The organism is Ruegeria sp. CDSC054 (assembly GCF_059610645.1).
In genome coordinates, this window is sequence record NZ_JBXWOA010000003.1 from 184,283 (window position 1) to 202,428 (window position 18,146).

The following is an 18,146-nucleotide window of genomic DNA, read 5'->3' on the forward strand; positions in this document are numbered from 1 at the left end:
ATCATCTTCGCATCGTTAGGGTCCGTGGCGGTTATTATCGTCCTGTTGATAGTTGTGGGGATAGTACCCCCGTACCTTGCCGGGTAAGACGCTCTACAGTCGGGCTGTAGCCGGGCAACTGCATCTGAGGCAGGATACCCGCCCGACCGCTTGCAATTAGCGCCCTAGCGGCCTCTGTGTTTCTCCGCGCCAGCGCATTCGCCCCAGAACGTGCTCCCATACTTGCGCCCGTCAAAGCCAGCCCCGCAAGCGGGTTACCCGTCACAACACCGCCCGCGATGCCGCCAATCTGCGTTAAACCACTGCCCATAAGGTCCAAGACCTTCTGCGGCATTGTTCCGCGAACGACTTTCTGCATGGCCTTGATTTCAGCGTCACTGAATCCACGCTTGAGTTTGGGGGTATTCAATATCTTTTTGAACTGCCAACGAATACCATTGGAGAAACCCCAGCGGTAGTTTTCCGCCGCTTCCATTGCGTCGTCAATCTTTTGAGACTTGGACATTGTTTGCCACGTCTGGCGTGCCTTTTTGATCGCACCCGGCAAGGCTTTAACATCACCCGCGATTGCGTCATCAGGACTCAGATTCTCAATGAAATCATCCAGCCCTTTAATAATTTCCATCCCGGCCTTTTGATCCGTCTTTTCGGTAACATTGCCGGCCGCCGCGCCTGCCTGACGGCGCATCTGGTCAATGCTCCGGAATGGCAGTGCTGGATTGTTTGGGTTTTCAGCCATTCGGGCGGAAGCCTCATCCATAATCTGCATGGTTCGTGCAGACTTTGGCGTCAGGCTTCCCGGTCCCGGCAACTCATCAAAGCCGGTGTTGGTTCTCAGGTCATCAAGAATGCCTGTTCTAGCACGGGAAAACGCCTCTGGCTTGACTTGCACCCCAAGGCTGTCAACTGCCTCATATGCGGCCCGCCCTTGCGCTGCGAGTTCTTCAGTTGTGGGCGCTCCTTTAATCGCCAGCTTATTCGCATTCCGGGTAGCGATTCCGCGCCTCACCTTATCAACAACGTTACCGCCCGCCTTTGCGATGTATGGCGCGGCGTATCCTCCAGCCAGCCCCAAGGGGATAGACAGTGCTGAATCCGTCGCTCGGGGCAGCAAGCCGCCCTCACCTTCAGTGAACCCAAGTGTCCCCGCAATGAGACCGCCCAGACCGGCTGATTTTAGCGCCTTAGCGCCCGTAGTCGCGCCTTTAACGACTCCACCCACCGGCATAAGCATTGCGCCGCCTATATCCGCAGTCAGCGCCAGGGCGGGGTTGGTCTCTTCAACCAATGCCTCTTGCGCCCGGTAGTGGTCGCGCCGGTCCTCATAGTTCACACCGGGCAGAATGCTTTCGACCGCTGCTGAAGCCTCTTCACCAATCAAGCCGGCAGTGATGTTTTCGCCCGCCTTGTTTAGTAACGCTCCGGCTTTCTCACCGAAATTCTGGGTTGTCGGGTCATCGTCACCAATGATGTTGTCCCTACGGCGCTGCCAAACGTCATCCCCGTAGCCGATACGATCCCAGAATGACTGTTTGGGCTCCGATGCCTGCTTCTTGGCTCTTTCGGAGGCGGCTTTCCTAGCTTGCGCCGCCGCTCTGATGTCGTCTGCGCTCATTGGTTGCCCCCGTAGGTTTTCAGAATGGCATTTCGCTCGTCGGGCGTCATGTATTCCCAGAGCTCCAGATCCTGCGCACTCAGATAATCTGGCGCGACGTCAGGAGTCTGAATATCGCCGCCCTCGGGCAGGACTGTGCTAAACTGGCCTCTGTTCCGGTCCATCCAGTCGGTAATTGTATTGCCCGGCGTTTGCAGGAAATAGGCCGCATCAAGGAGCATCGCCTCGGTTTTCTCGACTGCTTCTTTACGCGCAATGAGCCATTCTCTTAGCTCTGTCTCGTCAAGGTTACGCGGCACGGCGGTTTCCATCGCAAGTTTAAGTTCGCCTTCGCTCAACGCACCGAATGTCACCGAGCCGATAACATCCAGACCCATCGAGTCCATAGCGTTCTTTAGCTCAGCGCTTTCGGTCGTGACGTTTGGCAAAAACTTCTCAACCGCGCCCGATTTGGCGCCGGCATCAAGGGCATCGATCGCCCGGTCATAGTTGCCAATGCTTGCGCGCACCTTACCTGCGCTTTGGAATGCTTCAAATCCTGCCTTCTGCGCGTTTTCGCCTGCCTGAACAGCAGAGGACGCAGCACCCCCAGTGGCGATTTCAGCCTCATTTTTACCAAGGCCAGCCCCAAGGTTTTCTTGATATCTCTTAAATGCCGGATCTACGGTCACGCCTTCGGGCAATGGTGTTTGCACAGAAGTCCCGTCATTTCCTATTTGAATCAAAACGGGGTTGCCGTTTTCATCCTCCCCATAAATCGGATTTAGCCCGTAAATGGCACCGTCACCGGCCTCACCTTCATACGTGCCCGCAAGCACTTCTGGTGGCGGGTTATCCATGTCAACAATGCCAACACCGGGGATAAATCGGTTGTTCGGTCCCTTTGGCGTCGAATAATCCGCCATAACAGCGCCGGTCGTTGGATTCACAAGGCGGCCATTCACAACAACGCCCCGTGTTGGCGCTTTAGGCTCCATCATTTTCATAATGTATTGTGAGGCAAGTTGAGGCGGCATTGCGGCTAGCACACTGCGCATTTTCGGATCCATGCCCTCAAGCGCAGGGCCAATGGCCTCTTGCATTTGTGCCTGCTTATCCTGCTCCTGCATCTGCGAAAAGATAGGCGCGAGGTTTGGCGTCCTGCCTGCGTCAAGCTGTGCAAGACCCAAGCCCAAACCTTGCAACAGGTTGGCTGTTTGAGGCTTCATCGGGTTACCGCCAAAAATTCCGGCCATTAGCTGATCTCCCCATAGTAAACGGCCTTCAGACCATTCGGCAGCGTTACAACCGCGTCAGGGTGCTTCTCTTCAAGCTCATCAGCCATCACGCCCATATGGAACTGCTCCTGCCCCTTGTAGCGGTAGGTATAAATGGGGGTTCCGTCATCCAGTGAACCGACCCGCGTAATATCTTCTTTTACGCGCCGGTCAGACATCAACGGCAAAGCCTGAAGTCCAAGCCCCAGAATTCCGAGAGGGCCAGCGCCGCCGCCGCGCTGCGTGCTGGATTGAACCCCAAACTGGCCACCCGCGCCCGTTGTCAGCGCCATATAGTCGCGCAAGGCGTCCGCATCCGCGGTCTGACCTTGCTGATAGCGCAGCATGTCGGCGTTGATTACATTCTGGCCGTATTGCTGGCGACCCTGCCCCAAGGTATCCAGATACGACGATTGATCCGTCCGGTACTGGCCCAAAGTGGGTAGCATTTGGGCCGCGCTAATTGCCCGGTTTTCCGCGTTGTCAATCAGTCCTGACATGCCCGTTGCCAGCCCTTTTGACAGGTTTTGCTGGTGCAAGTCCGATCCGGTCATACCTGAATTCGAGAATGTCGCGTTAATGCCTGGCATCACGCTTTCCATTACGTTCTGCTTGAGCGCGTCGGAGATATTCGGGTCCATCGCCCGCTGCAAGACACCGCTTGCTGCGTTTATGTCGGTCAAATTCTGATTGACAGAGTTTTGACCCATAGAGATTGCCTGACTGCGCAACGGATCGAACCCGGCGACCATTTGCCCTGAATACGGGTCAGACTTAAATCCCCCGGACTCATAAAGGCTCTGAGCCTCACTAAGCCCCTGATTGATCATAGGTTGGGCTGGTGCGTAAGGGTCAGCCCGTTGTGTGGTTGTCTGCTTACTGCTACCCATTATAGCCTCTTTTCCAAAACAACATGGCTTTTTTCCATGTCGAACCGCCCCAATAGCCGCTCCCATCCGGGGCGGGTTGTTGCCTCTATGCGCTTGCACCCTTCGGCGCGCGCCCAATTCTCAATTACGTTAAAAAGATGAATCCACGCTCGGGCACCCTCGCCCGCGCAGTGCGTCACCATGCAGGTTTTCAGGCGGTCATCGGAAATGCTTGTTAGCAGGACAGCCTTAATCTCGTCGCCGCTCACAGCTATCCAAAGTTGCCGCCGCCTGTCTTTTATATCTGCAATCAGATCCTCTGGTTTATAGATGCCGTTTTCGCAAAAACTGTTTAGGTGCCACTCGACCATTGGCAGCCAATCATCAACTTCACCAGATTTGACGGGGATCGGGGTCATAAGTTCTCCAACCCCCAGCCGTGAATGACCAGAGCGCCGTTTGTGCCGGAGTAAACCTCAAGCGTTGTCCCCGCAGGATACAGGCCCTGAATAACATCCGTTAGATCCGCAGATGTATTGGCGGCAATGGATGTCCCGAAAATCTCCGCATTCCCCGCAGCAGCGGATCCAGCCTCGGGAACCGTGTGCAGATATAGAGTTGCAGCCGTTCCAGTCGTATTCACAACCGATAGCCGCTTTATCTCTAGTGAGATGTTGTCCCGTACCGTGAAAATCGTTTGTGCCGAGCCGATAGCAGTTGCAGTGATGTTGAAGTGCGCAATTGCAACCGGGCGCGTTCTTACCGCCGCTAAATCGGCGGGAACCTGTCTAAACTGCATTTCGCGCATTAGAGCCTCCCGCTAGGCTGATAGTGTGCCTGAAACCCGTATGCGTCCGTCCAATTAAGCCCGGCTGGAATAACAATCCTTACACGAACATACCGCCCATCAACCGAAAACGGGATGTAACCGAGCGGCCCTTGCCCCGTAATCGGGGAAAATGTTGGCGTCGTAACGGATACGTCCCGCGCGCCGATTGACCCGGTAACCCCCAGAGTGTCCTCGTTGATGAGTGGTGTTATCTCGTCAACAAAAGTACGACGCCCCAGTGCGGGCTGGAAATCGCCAGTATCAAAACATGCTTCAAGTGAAGGCCCGTCAAGGGTGCTAAGACTGGTTCCAGAGAAGCAGGACAATGCCCGGCCCTCAGCACGGAACGTCGGACTATCCAGGCTAAGCATCATTGCGTCCAAGTCTGGGTACGCTGCGGCAACGTCCTCCAGAGTCATATCCTCACGCTTGGCAGAGACGAAAAATTCAACGCTGTTTTCGGTATACGACCAGTCTTTGGTTTCCCAATTGTAATAAAGCTGCTTTTCGAGGTTCCCAGACCCCTTAACAGGGAAGGTCCAGACAACGCACCGACGCGGCCAGTCAACTGCCCCAGAAACGCGATGGTATAGTGACGTCTCAGATGCCGACCTGAACCACTCCCAGATCCGGCCCCGACTGATTGTTGAAACGGTATCCCCATTTGTGACTGAAAACCCGTCATGACTTAGAAAATACGTCAGAGCACCGACCCTAACTGTGCTAAGCGGTGCCGCGCATCCCCGGTTTTTCTCAAAGTTTTCTTTTGCGAATACCGCACCGCCACCAGAGTATGTGATCCGGGAAATACCGTATTCCTGAAAAACAAGCCCGTAGTCGCCGCCGGCAATAGAGACCACCTTGCCCTGCCCTCTGTCCAACTCAACGCCTTGCGTTTGTGTTGCTATATCCGGCGTCCAGCTTCCTTCAGGGTTGTTAAACGGAGAGAACCGCAGCTTATAGGGCTGGTCGGATGCGTCTAAATCCTCGATATCTCCAACCACCAGGAAATCACCAACCTTGCCCATTGCATTTGCCTTGGGTGGCGTTGCGGCAACAAAGGTTGTACCCGTCTCAACGTCCGCGATGCGGTAACAGCCTTGCGATTTACTGTTTGCATAAAGGGCATCGCCAAATTGCTCAAAATTGAACCGGGCAAGAGTATTCAGGGAAAAACTCAAGCCTGATGCAATGACGGTGCCGTTGATTATCGTGTACAGGTCAGCAGTTGTTGCCACGGCAACGCAGGACGTCCCGTCTGCGCGCTCATATCCTATCGCGCCGAGAACATCCCCGCTAATGGTCGCGCTTGTCGTAAGAACGGACGGGGCAGGCTGATACCCGCGCGCCGATGGGATTGTGTTCTTGCACAACTCAAGGCCCGGATTCTTGTAATCAGTCTGGTCCGGGAGCCATGACCCAAACGGGTATTCGACATTCATTCGCAGACATCCCCGACAACATGAACAGGAGAGCCCGAAAATCGGCCGCTAATATCAACCTGATTGGCCGATTCAACTGACATGTCATAAGCCGATTTCCACAGGGTCGCTTTTTCAGCGTCTTGTTTCATGATGGAATGATGCATCAGGCAACCGTAAAAATAGACGCCTGGGTGTTTATCCAGAACGGCGTTCGTGTCTGTGTCATCCTCAAAGACAGATTTCCGCCCATAGTATATCATTGTTACGGTCACGTCGGCATCAGGCACGGGGTTAAGGTACATTTTCCCATGCTCGATTGCGTAGTGCGTAGGCTGGCCGCCGACACTATACATCTTGTCCAACGCATTAATCGATGTGGGATTAAGCGACCGGATAGGGTTGCCATCGATATAAACCCGAATGGCACCAAGATACCCGCTGGGAATGTCGATCCCTGTTGTTCCAACGAGCGTGGTCTCTGATTTCATCTCAGCCGTCCGCAGGTGGCGATTTATGTCAGAGTTTACAAGGTCGTAAACAACGGGAGAAGGCGCGCGACCGATTTCCGCAAGGAGGGCCGCCTTCAGTTCACCGAAATTGTCCATTAGAACGTCCCTTTCCACACGCGGAATGCGTCAGCATCACCACTCAACAGCTTCTTGCGCAGAACGTCTTGCGCGGCCGGGTCGCTGTGAGACACGCCGGCTTCCTTCAGCCACTCGTGGATCAACCAGTTTGGGATACGAGCAACCAGCTTGTTTTCTGAATATCCGTCAATTCCCGCGTCCCTGAGCGCTTTCGCGTCCTCAATCTGCGGGGTTGCGTCAAACGTCCTTTGCCGAATTAGCTTTCCGTCTTGCAGGCTGTTTTTTTCGAATAGTTTCATGCTTTTTCACGGCCTCTGGTCTATGTGCCTTGATCGCGTCAAAGTCAGATTTCGGCATGTCTCTTACGCCCATCTCATAGAGGCGGTTTTCCTCGCCGCGAACGGACGAGACTAAAATTTCAACTTTCATGGGAGTCCCCTAAGAGGTAGGAGCGCCCCCGTAGGGACGCCCCGTATTTGTTACGACAGGTCGTAGATGCCGCCGAGTGCCTTTTCGTTGCGAACCTTCAGGGTCAGTTCGCAGACAACCTGGCGCTTCTCGTTGTCGCCGGTCTTTGCCAAGGCCTTGTTGGTCATACCGCGCAGGGTCGGGATTTCGATCATGTCCGACTGGACGATAAACAACTGATCCGAACCCATCTCACGATCCATCTTGAACTCAACGGTGCCCCAAGGGGTCATATAAACGTCGGTGACGTTCACGACCTTGGTTTTGCTGGCATCGATGGTTGCACGCTGGTTGTTCGACCCGGTGAAGCCCAGAACGGTGCTCATCTGACCCGAAGGCAGATAAACAGTGTCAGGCTTGCCGCCATTGTCCCACACTTCCTGCATCACACCGTCAAAGATGGTCTGAGTCAGAGCCCGTGCAGTACCGCCGGTACGAGCTGCAGCGCCTGCACCGGTTGCCGAGGTGGCGCCTGCGCCTTCGCTGATGTTGCTTGTCAACCAAGTCGGCAGACCGCCCAGTTCACGTGCAGTTGTCGAGTTGCCGGCAACTTTGGCGTTATTCAGAAACAGGGCGCGTTCAATGTCCAGTTTCTGCTCTTTGGCGACTTTCATCACCTCGTAAGCCATCGCGCGGCCTTTGCCAGCATTGTCCAGGCCCTCGTCGGTGTCAGGAATGACAACCGCGTTTTTGAAGATCTGGGTGTAGTTGCCGACGCGGGTTTGCGCGGTGCGGGCTTCCGCCGTGGTGTCATCACCTTCGACGTGCGCATTGTTTGCCGATGCGCGCAGGGCGTCAGTCAACCACTCGGTGTTGGTCGACGACGCTTTGCCCTTCGAAGACTTGCTGTAAAGCGGAGTCTCGTCGGGGTCTACGTTGGTGATGATGTTGGAGAGATCCTCACGAATACTGTTGGAGTAGTCGTATGAGTCGAAGGTATTTGTTGGCTGTGCCATTTGCTAAGTCCTGTGATTAGGACCGCGCGTTCAATCTCCCGAAAGGAGTAGATCGACAGCATCATTCACACTGCCGCTTTGCTTGAGGCGGTCCATTTGCTTCTGACGTGCCGCCTTCACCTGCTCTGCTTTGTCGGGTTTGGACCCTGCCTTGAGTTTCTTAGGGGCCTTGGAAACCTTCTTGGTCACTTTCGGCTTTGCCTGCTGAATCTCGCGGTATTTGCGCGCATCTTCGATCACTCGGATCATGCGATGGTCCACAAGTCCGGCCATTTCTTCAGCCGAAAACCCGTAGTTGCCACCCGTTTCCATCACCTTCTGTGCTGCAGCCTGGAAAACTGCCGGTTCACGCCATTCAGGGAAAACACCGAATAGCTTTTCGGTTTCCTCTGCGCGTGTCCGTTCGATTTCCTGTGCCTGCAGCGCCTGATGATGCTGTGATGCCTGCTCCTTGCGCTTTTGACGCTCGCCCCATTGCTGCTGAAGTGCGAACACTTCTTGCGGGGTTCGTTCTTGCGCAATGTCTGCCCAATTCGGTTCCTGTTCCATAGGAACCGCCCAATATTCCAGAGCTTCGGAGAGCTGCTGTTTGATCTGGGAAACCTCTTGGTTCTGGCCTTCAAGCGCCTTGCGCTGTCCTGCCAGTTCCATCGTCTTTTTCGTATAGTCCGACTGGCGCATAAAGCCCGCAGTCAGGTCCGAAAGTGAGACCTCTTGTTTCCCGTTGACCGTTTCAATCTCAAAGACCGGATCGTCATCTTCTTCGACGGTGTCCTCTTCTTCGATTTCATCGGTTTCCTCGTCGCCTTCGTCCTCGTCGTCGGTTTGGCCGTCATCGGCTTCCAACTCGTCGGCTTCCAGTTCCTCGGTTTCGGACTCTTCGTCCGTTTCGACCTCATCGGTCACGTCATCCGCTTCGGGGGTAGCCTGTTTAGGTTCCTCGAACATCAGACTTGCTGCATCTTCGACTGAGATTGCCTCGTTAAGGTTCTCATCCATTGTCGTTAGATTCCTCTAATTGCTGCGCCGCGCTCAGAAGCCCTTTCACGACTTCATCCACGACGTGGTGCTTTGTCAGTGCCTTCTCACGGTCCTCTTGTGAGGTTGCCGCAGACATGACCTTTTTCGTCAGCCGGGCCTTGTAGGCTTCAACGACTGACTGAAAATCTTCATCATTTAGGAGTTGTTCGATGCGCTTGGCGTTCATTCGCCAACCTCATTATAGGGAACGGCGGGAGTGCTTTTGAACTCCTGCGCCTCACGATCGAGCGCGCCCGTAACAGCATCCATTGCCATCTTGTCGCGCTTGTAATCGTCCTCGTTTACCGCTTTGTCGCGTTCCAGCTCCAGTTTCTGCATGTTCGCCTGAACATCTGCCGCAGACTTAAACGCTTTGCCTCGTGCTTCTGCCTCTTTAACCGCCAGTTCGCGCTCCCTGATGTCCAATTCGCGGGACTTGAGGGCGATTTCGGCTTGGTCTTTTGAGGCACGGTTGGCTGTCTCCTGCTGCATGTTCTGTATCTGAGCGGCCGCCATCTGCATTGCCGGGTCTGGCTGCTCGGACTGCTGCTGAGGCGGTGGAAGTTTTGCCGGGTCATGCAGGAACGGTTCGATACTCTCGACGCCGTATGTTTCTGCCATACGTTCAGCCGTGGCAAACAACTTACTTTCGTCGACCATGCGCGATTGACCCATCATCAGCTTTTCTTGCACTTGACTCATCAGCATGTAGAGCTGCCGCTTTTCGTCCCGATCGCCGCGGCCCATACCAACATTCACAGTCATGTCTGTGCGGTCTTTCCATGTGCGGGGGTTCATCGATACCCACTGACCTTTAAGCTTGAGCGCAATCTCTTTCATCGGCCCGGCGCGCAGGTCGCGGTGAATGCCCAGAAACAAATCCCGCAAGCCGGTTTCCGCAAAGGTGCGGGCTATCAGCTTGGTTTTCTTCTGAGAGGCGTTCATGATTTGTTGAATGCCCGTTGCCGTTTTGTTCAATGACTCAGCGTCAAGACCCTGGTTGTACCGCGTTGCGCCTGTGCGCTGCTCTTTCACGCTCTCAAACGCCTCCATGAGGGGGAGCGTTGCGCCTGCAATGGACGGAGGGGCATAAAAATTCAAAACATCGGAGCCGTACCGGATGGGAGAACCATGCGCCGGGTTAACGATATCGTTGTAGGTGTTCGGTGTTATTTTATCCTCATCTACAATCGGACGCCCGTACTGCGTGGCATAGATGTTATCCAGCGTGGTCCGCATCAGGATGGTTTTGATTTTTTGGATATCGTCAACCAGTTCGGCCATAGACCGACCAACGTGGCGGTGCGGCATGATGTAAGGCGTCAGGGACGCGAACGGCAGGCCAGAGACTTCCTCAATCGCCTCGCTGCCATCTTCCCATTCCATGATCTGGGAGCCGTCACCAGTGGCCCAAACCTTCAAGAGTTCAGTAATGCCGTCATCGTTCCGGTCGGCCCATAGATACGCCTCATAGACGCGCACAGTCTGGGTTGGACCGTCGCCCTCGTCTGCCTCGGATTCGAAGTGGTCCTGAGTGTCGTTGCGGGCATCGTCCTGAAACTCGTCCTCATCGTCAAAGGCGCGGTCTATGCTTTCCTGAGAAAACCCCATCGCCTTTAGGTCGCTGCGTGTCAGCTTGCGGTGATGTCCGCAGCACGGGACGCCATCCAATCCAACCTTGTTCCACCGCGGAGTGATAAAGAACTCTTCCTGTGGAATGGTCTCGATCACATACTGCTTGGACTTCTTGACGCAGCGGATCTTAATGTCGATCGACCCGGTTTCCTCGTCCTGATCGGATTCAAGGATTTCATATTCGCCATCAATCTGGGACAGAACCGCCGTCAGTTCATCCGGGGTCAGATCCTCGTAATCCTCGATCGTGATGCGCTCTTTGTCCTCCCAGCCAAATCGGACATAGGAATTCTGAGAGATCAGCGCTTCCTTGACCCACACATACAGGTTTTCAAAGCCGCGATTCTTCTGCCAGAACAAATGGGAAACAACGCTGGTTTCCTGCTTGGCTGCGTCCTCATCCTCTGGCCCGACCGGGTCAAACTCAAGGATATCTTCGGCAGAGGTGAACACGTCCAGAATATCGGGTAGAATGGCCTCAATCGCGTCAGATACGTCCGTCGAGACAAACTGAGACTTGCCCCTCTTCTCGTCGCCATACTTCTCGCCCAGGTATCTGTCATTCAGATCCGTGCGGATGTTTGACGCATCCTTATCGGTCGCGTCCTGAATCAGGCGCGAGATCGTGCTTTTAAGCTGGTTCATCTATTGCGCCTCTAAAAGATACGACTCAAGCAGCGCCCGCATTCGGTTCGCTTGCTCGGTGTTTTCCGGTTTGCCGTTTTTGCTGAGGATATGGGCTAGGCTGTCATCAAACAGGACATAGTTGCGTGTTCCGTCGCCTGCACCGCGCGAGCCTTGATCTAGGTACTTGATGCCTTTGATGCCTAAAGGCTTATTAATGATTGACCCGTCTTTAGTGCGTATCGGTCTGCTAGCATTTGACGCTAATGCGCCTGCGCTATTCGTTTGACCGATTGCGGAATCTCCACCCAAGTGGCGATAGAGCCCCGCGCCTGTCATATCTAGGTCTGGAATCCAATCCTCTGGATATTTAGCTTCGTTGTACCCGAAGCGGTCCAAAATAGAGGGCTGATCCCTCAAAGGCGCATCCCAATCAAGGAAATCCTCTGGTTCGGCGTCTATGGCGACCTCGTAAAGGCGGCCTTCTGGAAACCCCTCAAGATAGTCCTGCGCGAATTTACGAATACCCTCATATTCTTCAGGGTTATTCCGCAGCGGCGCCCAATCGTCGTTCCAATCAAAGAACGCCTTGGCTAAGGTATCTGGGTCTCTGATTGTCTGTCGCGCGATGGCTTCGAAGTTATCGAATTCCGCAGCGCTCAATCCGGCTTCAAGTGCGCGGGAATAGTTGTCCGTGTTGTTGTAGCCGTTAGCCGCTAGCGCCTGTTGATACCCCCGCGCTACATCTTCGGCTTCAGCAAAATAAAGCCCGTGCCCGTAAGCCTGCGCTCCCTCGCCCGTGCCAATCTTATTCATGCTGAACTTGTCAAAGTCATGCGGCGAACCGTGCCACACGCGAAACGCACCCAACGTATTCGGATCGTACCCCTTCACCAGATCATCAGCGACGGACAAAATGCCCTCGCCCATCTTGTGGCTATACATCGGCAGTGCCAGAGCAGCGCCCGCTGCAGCGTATTCAGCCGCATTACCAATCGTCGGGTTGTTCCAGAGATTAGCCGATGCGTCAGCCGCTGCGCTCATGTCGCCTGCGTCTGTGAACTCCAGTGCCTGCCCCGCGGTCTGCACCTTACCCGGCAAGCCAGTTGGCCCCAGATACTTGTTCGCGGGTTTGGCAATGTAGTAGTCGAGCATGGAGTCGAGCCATTGGCGGCGGTTCTGCCCCGCCTCTCTCGAAAAGAAATCAGCCATCTTACACCTTTAAACCCGACTTTCGAGGCGATTTAATTTCGCTGCCCTACGCACCCTGCGAAACTCTTTGCGAGACAAACGCTCACGCACCAAAGATGGACGCATCGCCGCTGCGATGTCATCTTCTATGGTGCGATCCGGGTAGATCCTTATGGGGGCTTCCGGGTTGCGGTCTGGGCTGTAGTAACCGCCTTCATACTCAACCGTTATCAAAGGTAACCATTCCATCCCGCACCCCTTAAATCATTGAAAATTCAGGCACCGGAATTGAACCCGTGTGCTGCTTTCTTGTCAGGCTGGGGAATAGATCCGTTAACGCCCACACGGCTGCGTCGGCCCGATCCGGTGACCAGCCCGTGACCTTGCTATCAAACCCGGTTGTGACCGAGCACATTTGGTCCTCAAGCTCGGGGAACTGCCCAATGTGGAACACCTTGCCGCGCTCATACAACGCCGCTACGGGCTCGGCCCTAACCGCCTTGCCCTTTGTTGCCCTTACGCCCCTATACGGCACGTCTGAGGCCTGTGCGCGGATTGTGGACTCAACCATATCCCCGCCTTGGTTTATCTCCGCGACAATCCTGTCTGCATCGAGGCTGTGATACAGGCTGATTGCCCGTCGCGCCCATTCCTCTGGACGGTACTTGCCACTCTCATCTGCGAGAATGTAGGCGTTGCCGTCCTTACCCAAGCCAGCCGCGATAATCCCCGTCTCATCAGATCCGGCGTTGTTTGACACAGCCGGGTCGATCGCAATAACGATACGCTGCATCTGGACGGGATAATCTCCATCCTCCTGCAGCACCGAGCGATGGAAGTATTCACGACGCCACAGTGCGTTTTCATCGTCGGCTACATACTCACCGAGCAGGAATCGCTTCTTTTGTCGCTCAGGTAGCGCCTCAAGGTCAGCCAAGTAATCCCCTGACAGGTTGGCTTGGTTGTCATACGGGTTGACCACGCAGTAAGCGTACTGGCTCCGGTCGATCGGAACCTCATCCTGTGGGTCGACACCTTCACGCCAGAGCCGGTAAGTCCAGTGCATCCGCGTCGTTGGGTTCAGCGTGCCGTAGAACCGCTGAGACATGATGCCCCCGTCCTGATACTCAACCTGTTGAGCCAAGCGCGAGCGCAGCAACGTGAACCAGTGATAAGGCCACTCGCTGATCTCCTCGCCGTGTATCGTGGCGTATTCGCGGCCCAACATCTTTTCAACGGCCTTGTCATCGTTCAGCCCGCCGAGCCATATCTCTGCCCCGTTAGGGAATTCCCAAACACCGTCTAGCTTGTGAAAGGTTGGCTGGGGAATGCCGGGATATCTGAGCGACCACATTTTAGGGAACGTATCCATTGCGATAGATACACGGGCCGCTGACATTTCCTTTCGAACAATTAGGTGCCTTGAACCCGGCGCGGCTAAAGCCCTGTCCTGATCGCATGACACAAGCAGAGCAGACTTTCCCGACCGCGACCCGCCATATAGCAGATTGTAGCGATACCCCTGCTCTAGCACGGTCTTCATTGCGCGCTTCTGGCCGGGGTTAAGTTTGAATGTCAAAGTTTCTTAACGTCCGACGCGATGTTGATAACAAACCCGCTATCGCCCGTTTCCATTGTGACGCTTTGCAAGTCAGGCAGTGATTTGCGTAAAAGTATCTCAATTGCCTTCAGTCTACCGCTATCTAACTCAACTGGCGGCGCGTCAGGGTCGGTTGCATTTGCCTCTGGCATACCAAGTGCATAATTTTCCAACCTTTTTATGAGCTGGGTAGCTTGGATTCGCGACCTGATTTGCTCTTGCTGTAATTTGGTTGGCGCTTTCTTTGGTTTAGCCATGACCTATCAGGTCCGACGCACATGGGAGCGTGTCGGTTGCCTGCCTCTAGCTTGTGTTGATTATTTTGTTAAAGTCCCAGTGTGACCTTGGAGATTGCCTTATTCAGCAAGTCATATACATCGGGCTCTGTGATGCCCAAAGTGTTGGCTATCTCTGTGAGAGATGCGCCGCGAGCCCTGAATGTCAGAGCGAACATCATTGCATCCTCCCGATCAGCGGCCACGTCCTCACCCATAAGGGCACGAATTGCATCGTCCTCGGTATATGAGGCGCTCACCTGATCGTTTAGCAGTGAGTCGATTTCAATCATTGGCTACCCCTGTAGGTCTCAACGGCCTTGTCCAGCCAGTCGCCCGCCTGTAGGGCTGCGCTTACGTTGGCGTCGAACTGTCGCCCGTTGAATGTCTTGCCATCGCTAGCGTTTTGCACGGCGTACCATGTCACCCGATTATCGAGGTCGTTTGTTACCGCTTCGCAAAACCCGGCGATAACGTATTCCTCGTTAGTGGGGGTCAATGAACCATCCCCTGCGTATTGCGCTGAATGAATTGCGTTACCAGCATTTCAATAACCTGCTCATCCGACATGTTAGTGATGAGCGTGAACCCTTCCTCGTCAACCTCGTACTCAAAGAATAGGGGCTGATCTTCATCTGGGTCCATCATTCCCCCGGAATTGGTTGCCAGCCGGTTTCCGCTGGGCTGGCGCAGCGTACGCTATGGCGTAAAGGTCATAAATTTACGTTATGACGTAAGCGCTATAAACTGGCATTGTGTTCGGCGGAAGTAACATTAAAGAAAACCCGCCCAGAGGCGCATCGTTGAGAGGCGGGCCAGTTCTTCGGGCGCACCCTGGGACGCAGAATTGGTCTACTCGCTTACGCTATTTGGGCCTGTCAGTACCGTTCAGGCTCCGCGCTCAGGAGGCACATCGAACTCCGCTTTATCAGTGCGGCGCTAGGCTATCCAGCTTTAAGGCTTCGATATGCCACCAAAGGGCGGAATCAAAATGGCCTGCCCATCTACTAGGCAAGCCATCCCGTTGGGATGATAATAGCGTGTTCCATCCCATCAGTCAACAACTTCTGATAGATGCTCAACCGCTTTGACGAAAACTTTGCCCTTTGCGGTCAGCTTTCCATCTATCATGGGATCGACCCAGCCGCGCGAAACCGATTGAATGATAGCCCGGTCACCTAACCCTAACTGGTTGAACCAGCCGCGCCACCTATTCCAATTGTTTGTCGCCGCCCTGTGGATTTCATCCTCGTCGCGCGCGTCTGGGGCTTCATCCGGATTTGCTTCGAATGACTCGGGCAGAAACTCCACTTTTGCCACCTTTGCGGCCATGCTCTTACCCAGACAGACGCGGTGATAGCGCGCCTCGGCGTTTGTCAGCCCGGCATAGACAGACCACAGCCCCACGGCGTCCTCCACTGTGCAAGCAGCGAAGAACGCCCGACCGGCAGGCTCCCCGAGCGCCTGGAACTGCATCATCTCCCACTTATCGGCCTTATGCCCCATCTGTCGGGCTCTAGCTTCCAGAGCTGGCTTGTGAGGATTGCGGCCGAGCCTTTCGGTCCGGATCTCATCCATACGCTTCCGACCCCGTGCCCTCTTTCGTGGTGCTGGTGCTATGTCAAAGCTCTTGCGGTTTCGCTTATCACCCTTGCCCATATTACTCTAAGACCCCCAAACTTACGGCCAGAAGAATTTTCCCGATGAGACCCCCGAATCCTTCCGGGTCGACCGCCGCAACCAAGAAAAGAAAAAAGCAGAACGTTCCAAATCTCATAACTCACCCCTTCCACAAATGGCTGATTGCCTTGGAAACGCTGCACCCATCACCCCTGCCCCCCAAATATCTCATTGTGGATCTCTTCTCTCGTTGGCTTGCGTTCTGCCTGCCTGTGCGCTTCCCGTTTCCAGTAATCGCGCTCCCGGCGCAGCGTTCCGTTCTCATTGCGCAGCCGGCTTATTGTGGCCTCTTGGTTGTCCACTTGCCTGCATAGCTGGCTTATCTGTGTCTCGATTTGCTTGGGGGTCATGCGGCCATCTCCACTGAGCGGGCCATTGCTATAAGCAAGTCCCGAAACTCTGGCGGGGTTGCTATTCGGGCTGTGCTATCCTTGCCGCCACCCTTGAACGCCATGAGGCCAGCCTTGCGGCAGTATTCAATCCCGTGCTTTGCAACTGCCTCTTGCGGGAAATCCTCATCCCTGACCTTAGTGACACCCCAACGCAGTGAAGGAAGCGGGTCGACCCCGACGGCATAAAGTAGCGTCGGCTTTGGGCAATAATGGCCGTACTGTCCCTGCTCTACGCAGCATGTCCACCCATATTCGTCAGCCTTCACCCATCCTCCTGAGCGAGGCGGTTTGTTTAGTCCGAAATGTACCCAAGCATGACTTCCCCATGGGTGCTCTAGAACGCCCCCATAGGTTCGGACATCAAATAGCGCCGACTTAAAACATCCGCTGTCATCACCCTTGCGCTCAACTTTGCCGCGCTTAATGTTTCCAGGCTGACCTTTCCACATTCTACCCCAGCGCTGACATGGGGAATGAGCAACAACCGGGTACGGCCCGCCGTACATACGCGCGTCCCGCTCCTCATCCCACGGGTCAACGCCCGGAAGGTTAAAATAACTACCACCAGTTTGAACGTAGAGCGCAGCTATCTGGATATGTGATTGCTTGGGGGTCATGCGCCCGGCTCGTCATCAGCCAAACGCCAAAGCCAGGTACGTTTGACCCATTCACGCTCCAAAAGCCCAAGACGCCAGAAATAACCAAGCGCGCCGCCTATAGCCTGCCGAGTTTTCCCAATCGTCGCATCTTTCGGCAGCATGTTCCTCACGTCATTTGTTGTAAGTTCCCCATGCTTATGGAACAGCGCCTCGTAAATGGGGAACAGTGAGGGTCGGCCTACTTTGTTCGGGGCAAATGCTTTCCTACTGGAGCGCCCCGCGCTGGGAATGCCGTTAATCATCGCATCCTCAAGCGCGCGCGCCTCATCTGCGCTGTACTTCTGCAAGGAAACGTCATCGACGGCGTGGTCTCTCCCCTTGTCCTCGTTTCGGTAATTGAATGGCTTCTGAGAATGCAGGGTCATAGGCCTTCTCCATCTTCAAGAATTTTTGAAATAACCTCGCAGCCGTGCATGACTGTCGAATGGTCGCGGTCAAAAAATGCGGAAATTTGCAGAAGCGAAAACCCAAACTGCCTGGATTTCCACATGCAGTATTGCCGGATCCTAACAACCGTTTTACTCCGGACTGGACTCAGAATTTCATCAACCGTCACGTCAGACGATTCAACCGCGGCATTCACGATATCCCACATTGGTTTCGTGTCCATTAACCCCAAGACGCGAGTCACCTCGGCCTTGATATCAACCCCAAAGTCCCGGCCCTTATCCCAATGGGCCTTTGCCGCTTTATTTTCTTGCTGCGCCATTCTCATCATCGCGTTCATTTCGAGCCTCCAAACCGGCGCGGCGTGAATCCGGCCTTTTCAAGAATTTTCGTTGCCTGCTCAGGCGTGACTGGCGGCGTTTTCTCTTCAACGCGCTCAATACGAGGCGTCCGAGAAACCACGAGGGCGCGAGCTTTCATGATTTCCGCCCTCACATGCCCCTCATTCGGCATCTTGTTGGGGTTGCTGAGAACTGCCGCCTTGCAGGCGTTCTGTATCTCGCTCAATGGATAGTCCTGAAGCGCATCCATCCAGTCAGTAAGGGTGCGGTCATGCGCCAAAGACCCGCGGTCACGATCCCAGCCGAACCGGTCGAATTTCTTTGCCAAGACCTCCATC

Annotated in this window: 24 protein-coding genes; all 24 read right to left on the reverse strand. The window is 54.7% G+C overall.

The genetic code is table 11. From position 1 onward, the window contains the following. Positions 1 to 34: 34 nt before the first annotated feature. The 24 genes from AC2FGC_RS08605 to AC2FGC_RS08720 all read right to left on the reverse strand — a co-directional run bounded on the left by AC2FGC_RS08605 (position 35) and on the right by AC2FGC_RS08720 (position 18,136). Positions 35 to 1,615, reverse strand: coding sequence for a hypothetical protein (locus AC2FGC_RS08605; protein ID WP_496782016.1), 1,581 nt, complete (start codon positions 1,613 to 1,615; stop codon positions 35 to 37). Then, a complete protein-coding gene (locus AC2FGC_RS08610; RefSeq protein WP_496782017.1) occupies positions 1,612 to 2,850 on the reverse strand; it encodes a hypothetical protein in 1,239 nt (412 codons plus the stop codon). The genes AC2FGC_RS08605 and AC2FGC_RS08610 overlap by 4 nt, the downstream gene beginning before the upstream one ends. Next, on the reverse strand, positions 2,850 to 3,761 hold the full coding sequence (locus AC2FGC_RS08615; RefSeq protein ID WP_496782018.1) for a tail fiber domain-containing protein: 912 nt from the start codon (positions 3,759 to 3,761) through the stop codon (positions 2,850 to 2,852). Before AC2FGC_RS08615 ends, AC2FGC_RS08610 begins: the two co-directional genes overlap by 1 nt. After that, a complete protein-coding gene (locus AC2FGC_RS08620) occupies positions 3,761 to 4,159 on the reverse strand; it encodes a hypothetical protein (protein ID WP_496782019.1) in 399 nt (132 codons plus the stop codon). The genes AC2FGC_RS08615 and AC2FGC_RS08620 overlap by 1 nt, the downstream gene beginning before the upstream one ends. Next, a complete protein-coding gene (locus AC2FGC_RS08625; RefSeq protein WP_496782020.1) occupies positions 4,156 to 4,548 on the reverse strand; it encodes a hypothetical protein in 393 nt (130 codons plus the stop codon). The genes AC2FGC_RS08620 and AC2FGC_RS08625 overlap by 4 nt, the downstream gene beginning before the upstream one ends. Next, positions 4,548 to 6,011, reverse strand: a complete 1,464-nt coding sequence (locus AC2FGC_RS08630; RefSeq protein ID WP_496782021.1) for a hypothetical protein — start codon at positions 6,009 to 6,011, stop codon at positions 4,548 to 4,550. The genes AC2FGC_RS08625 and AC2FGC_RS08630 overlap by 1 nt, the downstream gene beginning before the upstream one ends. After that, positions 6,008 to 6,598, reverse strand: coding sequence for a phage adaptor protein (locus AC2FGC_RS08635; protein ID WP_496782022.1), 591 nt, complete (start codon positions 6,596 to 6,598; stop codon positions 6,008 to 6,010). Before AC2FGC_RS08635 ends, AC2FGC_RS08630 begins: the two co-directional genes overlap by 4 nt. Then, positions 6,598 to 6,879, reverse strand: a complete 282-nt coding sequence (locus AC2FGC_RS08640) for a hypothetical protein (protein ID WP_496782023.1) — start codon at positions 6,877 to 6,879, stop codon at positions 6,598 to 6,600. Before AC2FGC_RS08640 ends, AC2FGC_RS08635 begins: the two co-directional genes overlap by 1 nt. Positions 6,880 to 7,059: 180 nt before the next feature. Beyond that, on the reverse strand, positions 7,060 to 8,004 hold the full coding sequence (locus tag AC2FGC_RS08645; RefSeq protein WP_496782024.1) for an SU10 major capsid protein: 945 nt from the start codon (positions 8,002 to 8,004) through the stop codon (positions 7,060 to 7,062). Positions 8,005 to 8,034: 30 nt separating this feature from the next. Next, positions 8,035 to 9,003, reverse strand: a complete 969-nt coding sequence (locus AC2FGC_RS08650) for a hypothetical protein (RefSeq protein WP_496782025.1) — start codon at positions 9,001 to 9,003, stop codon at positions 8,035 to 8,037. Next, the gene (locus AC2FGC_RS08655) at positions 8,996 to 9,211 is read right to left on the reverse strand and encodes a hypothetical protein (RefSeq protein WP_496782027.1); all 216 of its coding nucleotides are present in this window, start codon (positions 9,209 to 9,211) and stop codon (positions 8,996 to 8,998) included. The genes AC2FGC_RS08650 and AC2FGC_RS08655 overlap by 8 nt, the downstream gene beginning before the upstream one ends. After that, the gene (locus AC2FGC_RS08660; RefSeq protein ID WP_496782030.1) at positions 9,208 to 11,304 is read right to left on the reverse strand and encodes a portal protein; all 2,097 of its coding nucleotides are present in this window, start codon (positions 11,302 to 11,304) and stop codon (positions 9,208 to 9,210) included. Before AC2FGC_RS08660 ends, AC2FGC_RS08655 begins: the two co-directional genes overlap by 4 nt. Continuing rightward, positions 11,305 to 12,495, reverse strand: a complete 1,191-nt coding sequence (locus tag AC2FGC_RS08665) for a hypothetical protein (RefSeq protein ID WP_496782032.1) — start codon at positions 12,493 to 12,495, stop codon at positions 11,305 to 11,307. Positions 12,496 to 12,733: 238 nt separating this feature from the next. Beyond that, positions 12,734 to 14,017 carry a phage terminase large subunit gene (locus AC2FGC_RS08670; RefSeq protein WP_496782034.1) on the reverse strand — a complete coding sequence of 428 codons (1,284 nt, stop codon included), beginning with the start codon at positions 14,015 to 14,017 and terminating at the stop codon, positions 12,734 to 12,736. Positions 14,018 to 14,049: 32 nt separating this feature from the next. Beyond that, positions 14,050 to 14,331, reverse strand: a complete 282-nt coding sequence (locus AC2FGC_RS08675; protein ID WP_496782036.1) for a hypothetical protein — start codon at positions 14,329 to 14,331, stop codon at positions 14,050 to 14,052. Between the two features lie 68 nt (positions 14,332 to 14,399). Then, complete coding sequence (locus AC2FGC_RS08680; RefSeq protein WP_496782038.1) at positions 14,400 to 14,642, reverse strand: helix-turn-helix domain-containing protein; 243 nt, start codon at positions 14,640 to 14,642, stop codon at positions 14,400 to 14,402. Continuing rightward, complete coding sequence (locus AC2FGC_RS08685; protein ID WP_496782040.1) at positions 14,639 to 14,848, reverse strand: hypothetical protein; 210 nt, start codon at positions 14,846 to 14,848, stop codon at positions 14,639 to 14,641. The genes AC2FGC_RS08680 and AC2FGC_RS08685 overlap by 4 nt, the downstream gene beginning before the upstream one ends. Further along, complete coding sequence (locus AC2FGC_RS08690) at positions 14,845 to 14,994, reverse strand: hypothetical protein (protein ID WP_496782042.1); 150 nt, start codon at positions 14,992 to 14,994, stop codon at positions 14,845 to 14,847. Before AC2FGC_RS08690 ends, AC2FGC_RS08685 begins: the two co-directional genes overlap by 4 nt. A gap of 408 nt (positions 14,995 to 15,402) precedes the next feature. Further along, positions 15,403 to 15,855, reverse strand: a complete 453-nt coding sequence (locus AC2FGC_RS08695; protein WP_496782044.1) for a hypothetical protein — start codon at positions 15,853 to 15,855, stop codon at positions 15,403 to 15,405. Positions 15,856 to 16,175: 320 nt separating this feature from the next. Further along, entirely contained in the window at positions 16,176 to 16,379 is a 204-nt protein-coding gene (locus AC2FGC_RS08700) for a hypothetical protein (RefSeq protein WP_496782046.1), read from the reverse strand. Continuing rightward, positions 16,376 to 16,687, reverse strand: a complete 312-nt coding sequence (locus AC2FGC_RS08705; protein ID WP_496782047.1) for a hypothetical protein — start codon at positions 16,685 to 16,687, stop codon at positions 16,376 to 16,378. The genes AC2FGC_RS08700 and AC2FGC_RS08705 overlap by 4 nt, the downstream gene beginning before the upstream one ends. A 347-nt stretch (positions 16,688 to 17,034) precedes the next feature. After that, entirely contained in the window at positions 17,035 to 17,445 is a 411-nt protein-coding gene (locus AC2FGC_RS08710; protein ID WP_496782049.1) for a hypothetical protein, read from the reverse strand. Beyond that, positions 17,442 to 17,807 (reverse strand): helix-turn-helix domain-containing protein, encoded by a 366-nt coding sequence (locus tag AC2FGC_RS08715; RefSeq protein WP_496782052.1) that lies wholly within the window; start codon positions 17,805 to 17,807, stop codon positions 17,442 to 17,444. Before AC2FGC_RS08715 ends, AC2FGC_RS08710 begins: the two co-directional genes overlap by 4 nt. Continuing rightward, positions 17,804 to 18,136 carry a hypothetical protein gene (locus AC2FGC_RS08720; RefSeq protein ID WP_496782054.1) on the reverse strand — a complete coding sequence of 111 codons (333 nt, stop codon included), beginning with the start codon at positions 18,134 to 18,136 and terminating at the stop codon, positions 17,804 to 17,806. Before AC2FGC_RS08720 ends, AC2FGC_RS08715 begins: the two co-directional genes overlap by 4 nt. Between the last annotated feature and the right edge of the window lie 10 nt (positions 18,137 to 18,146).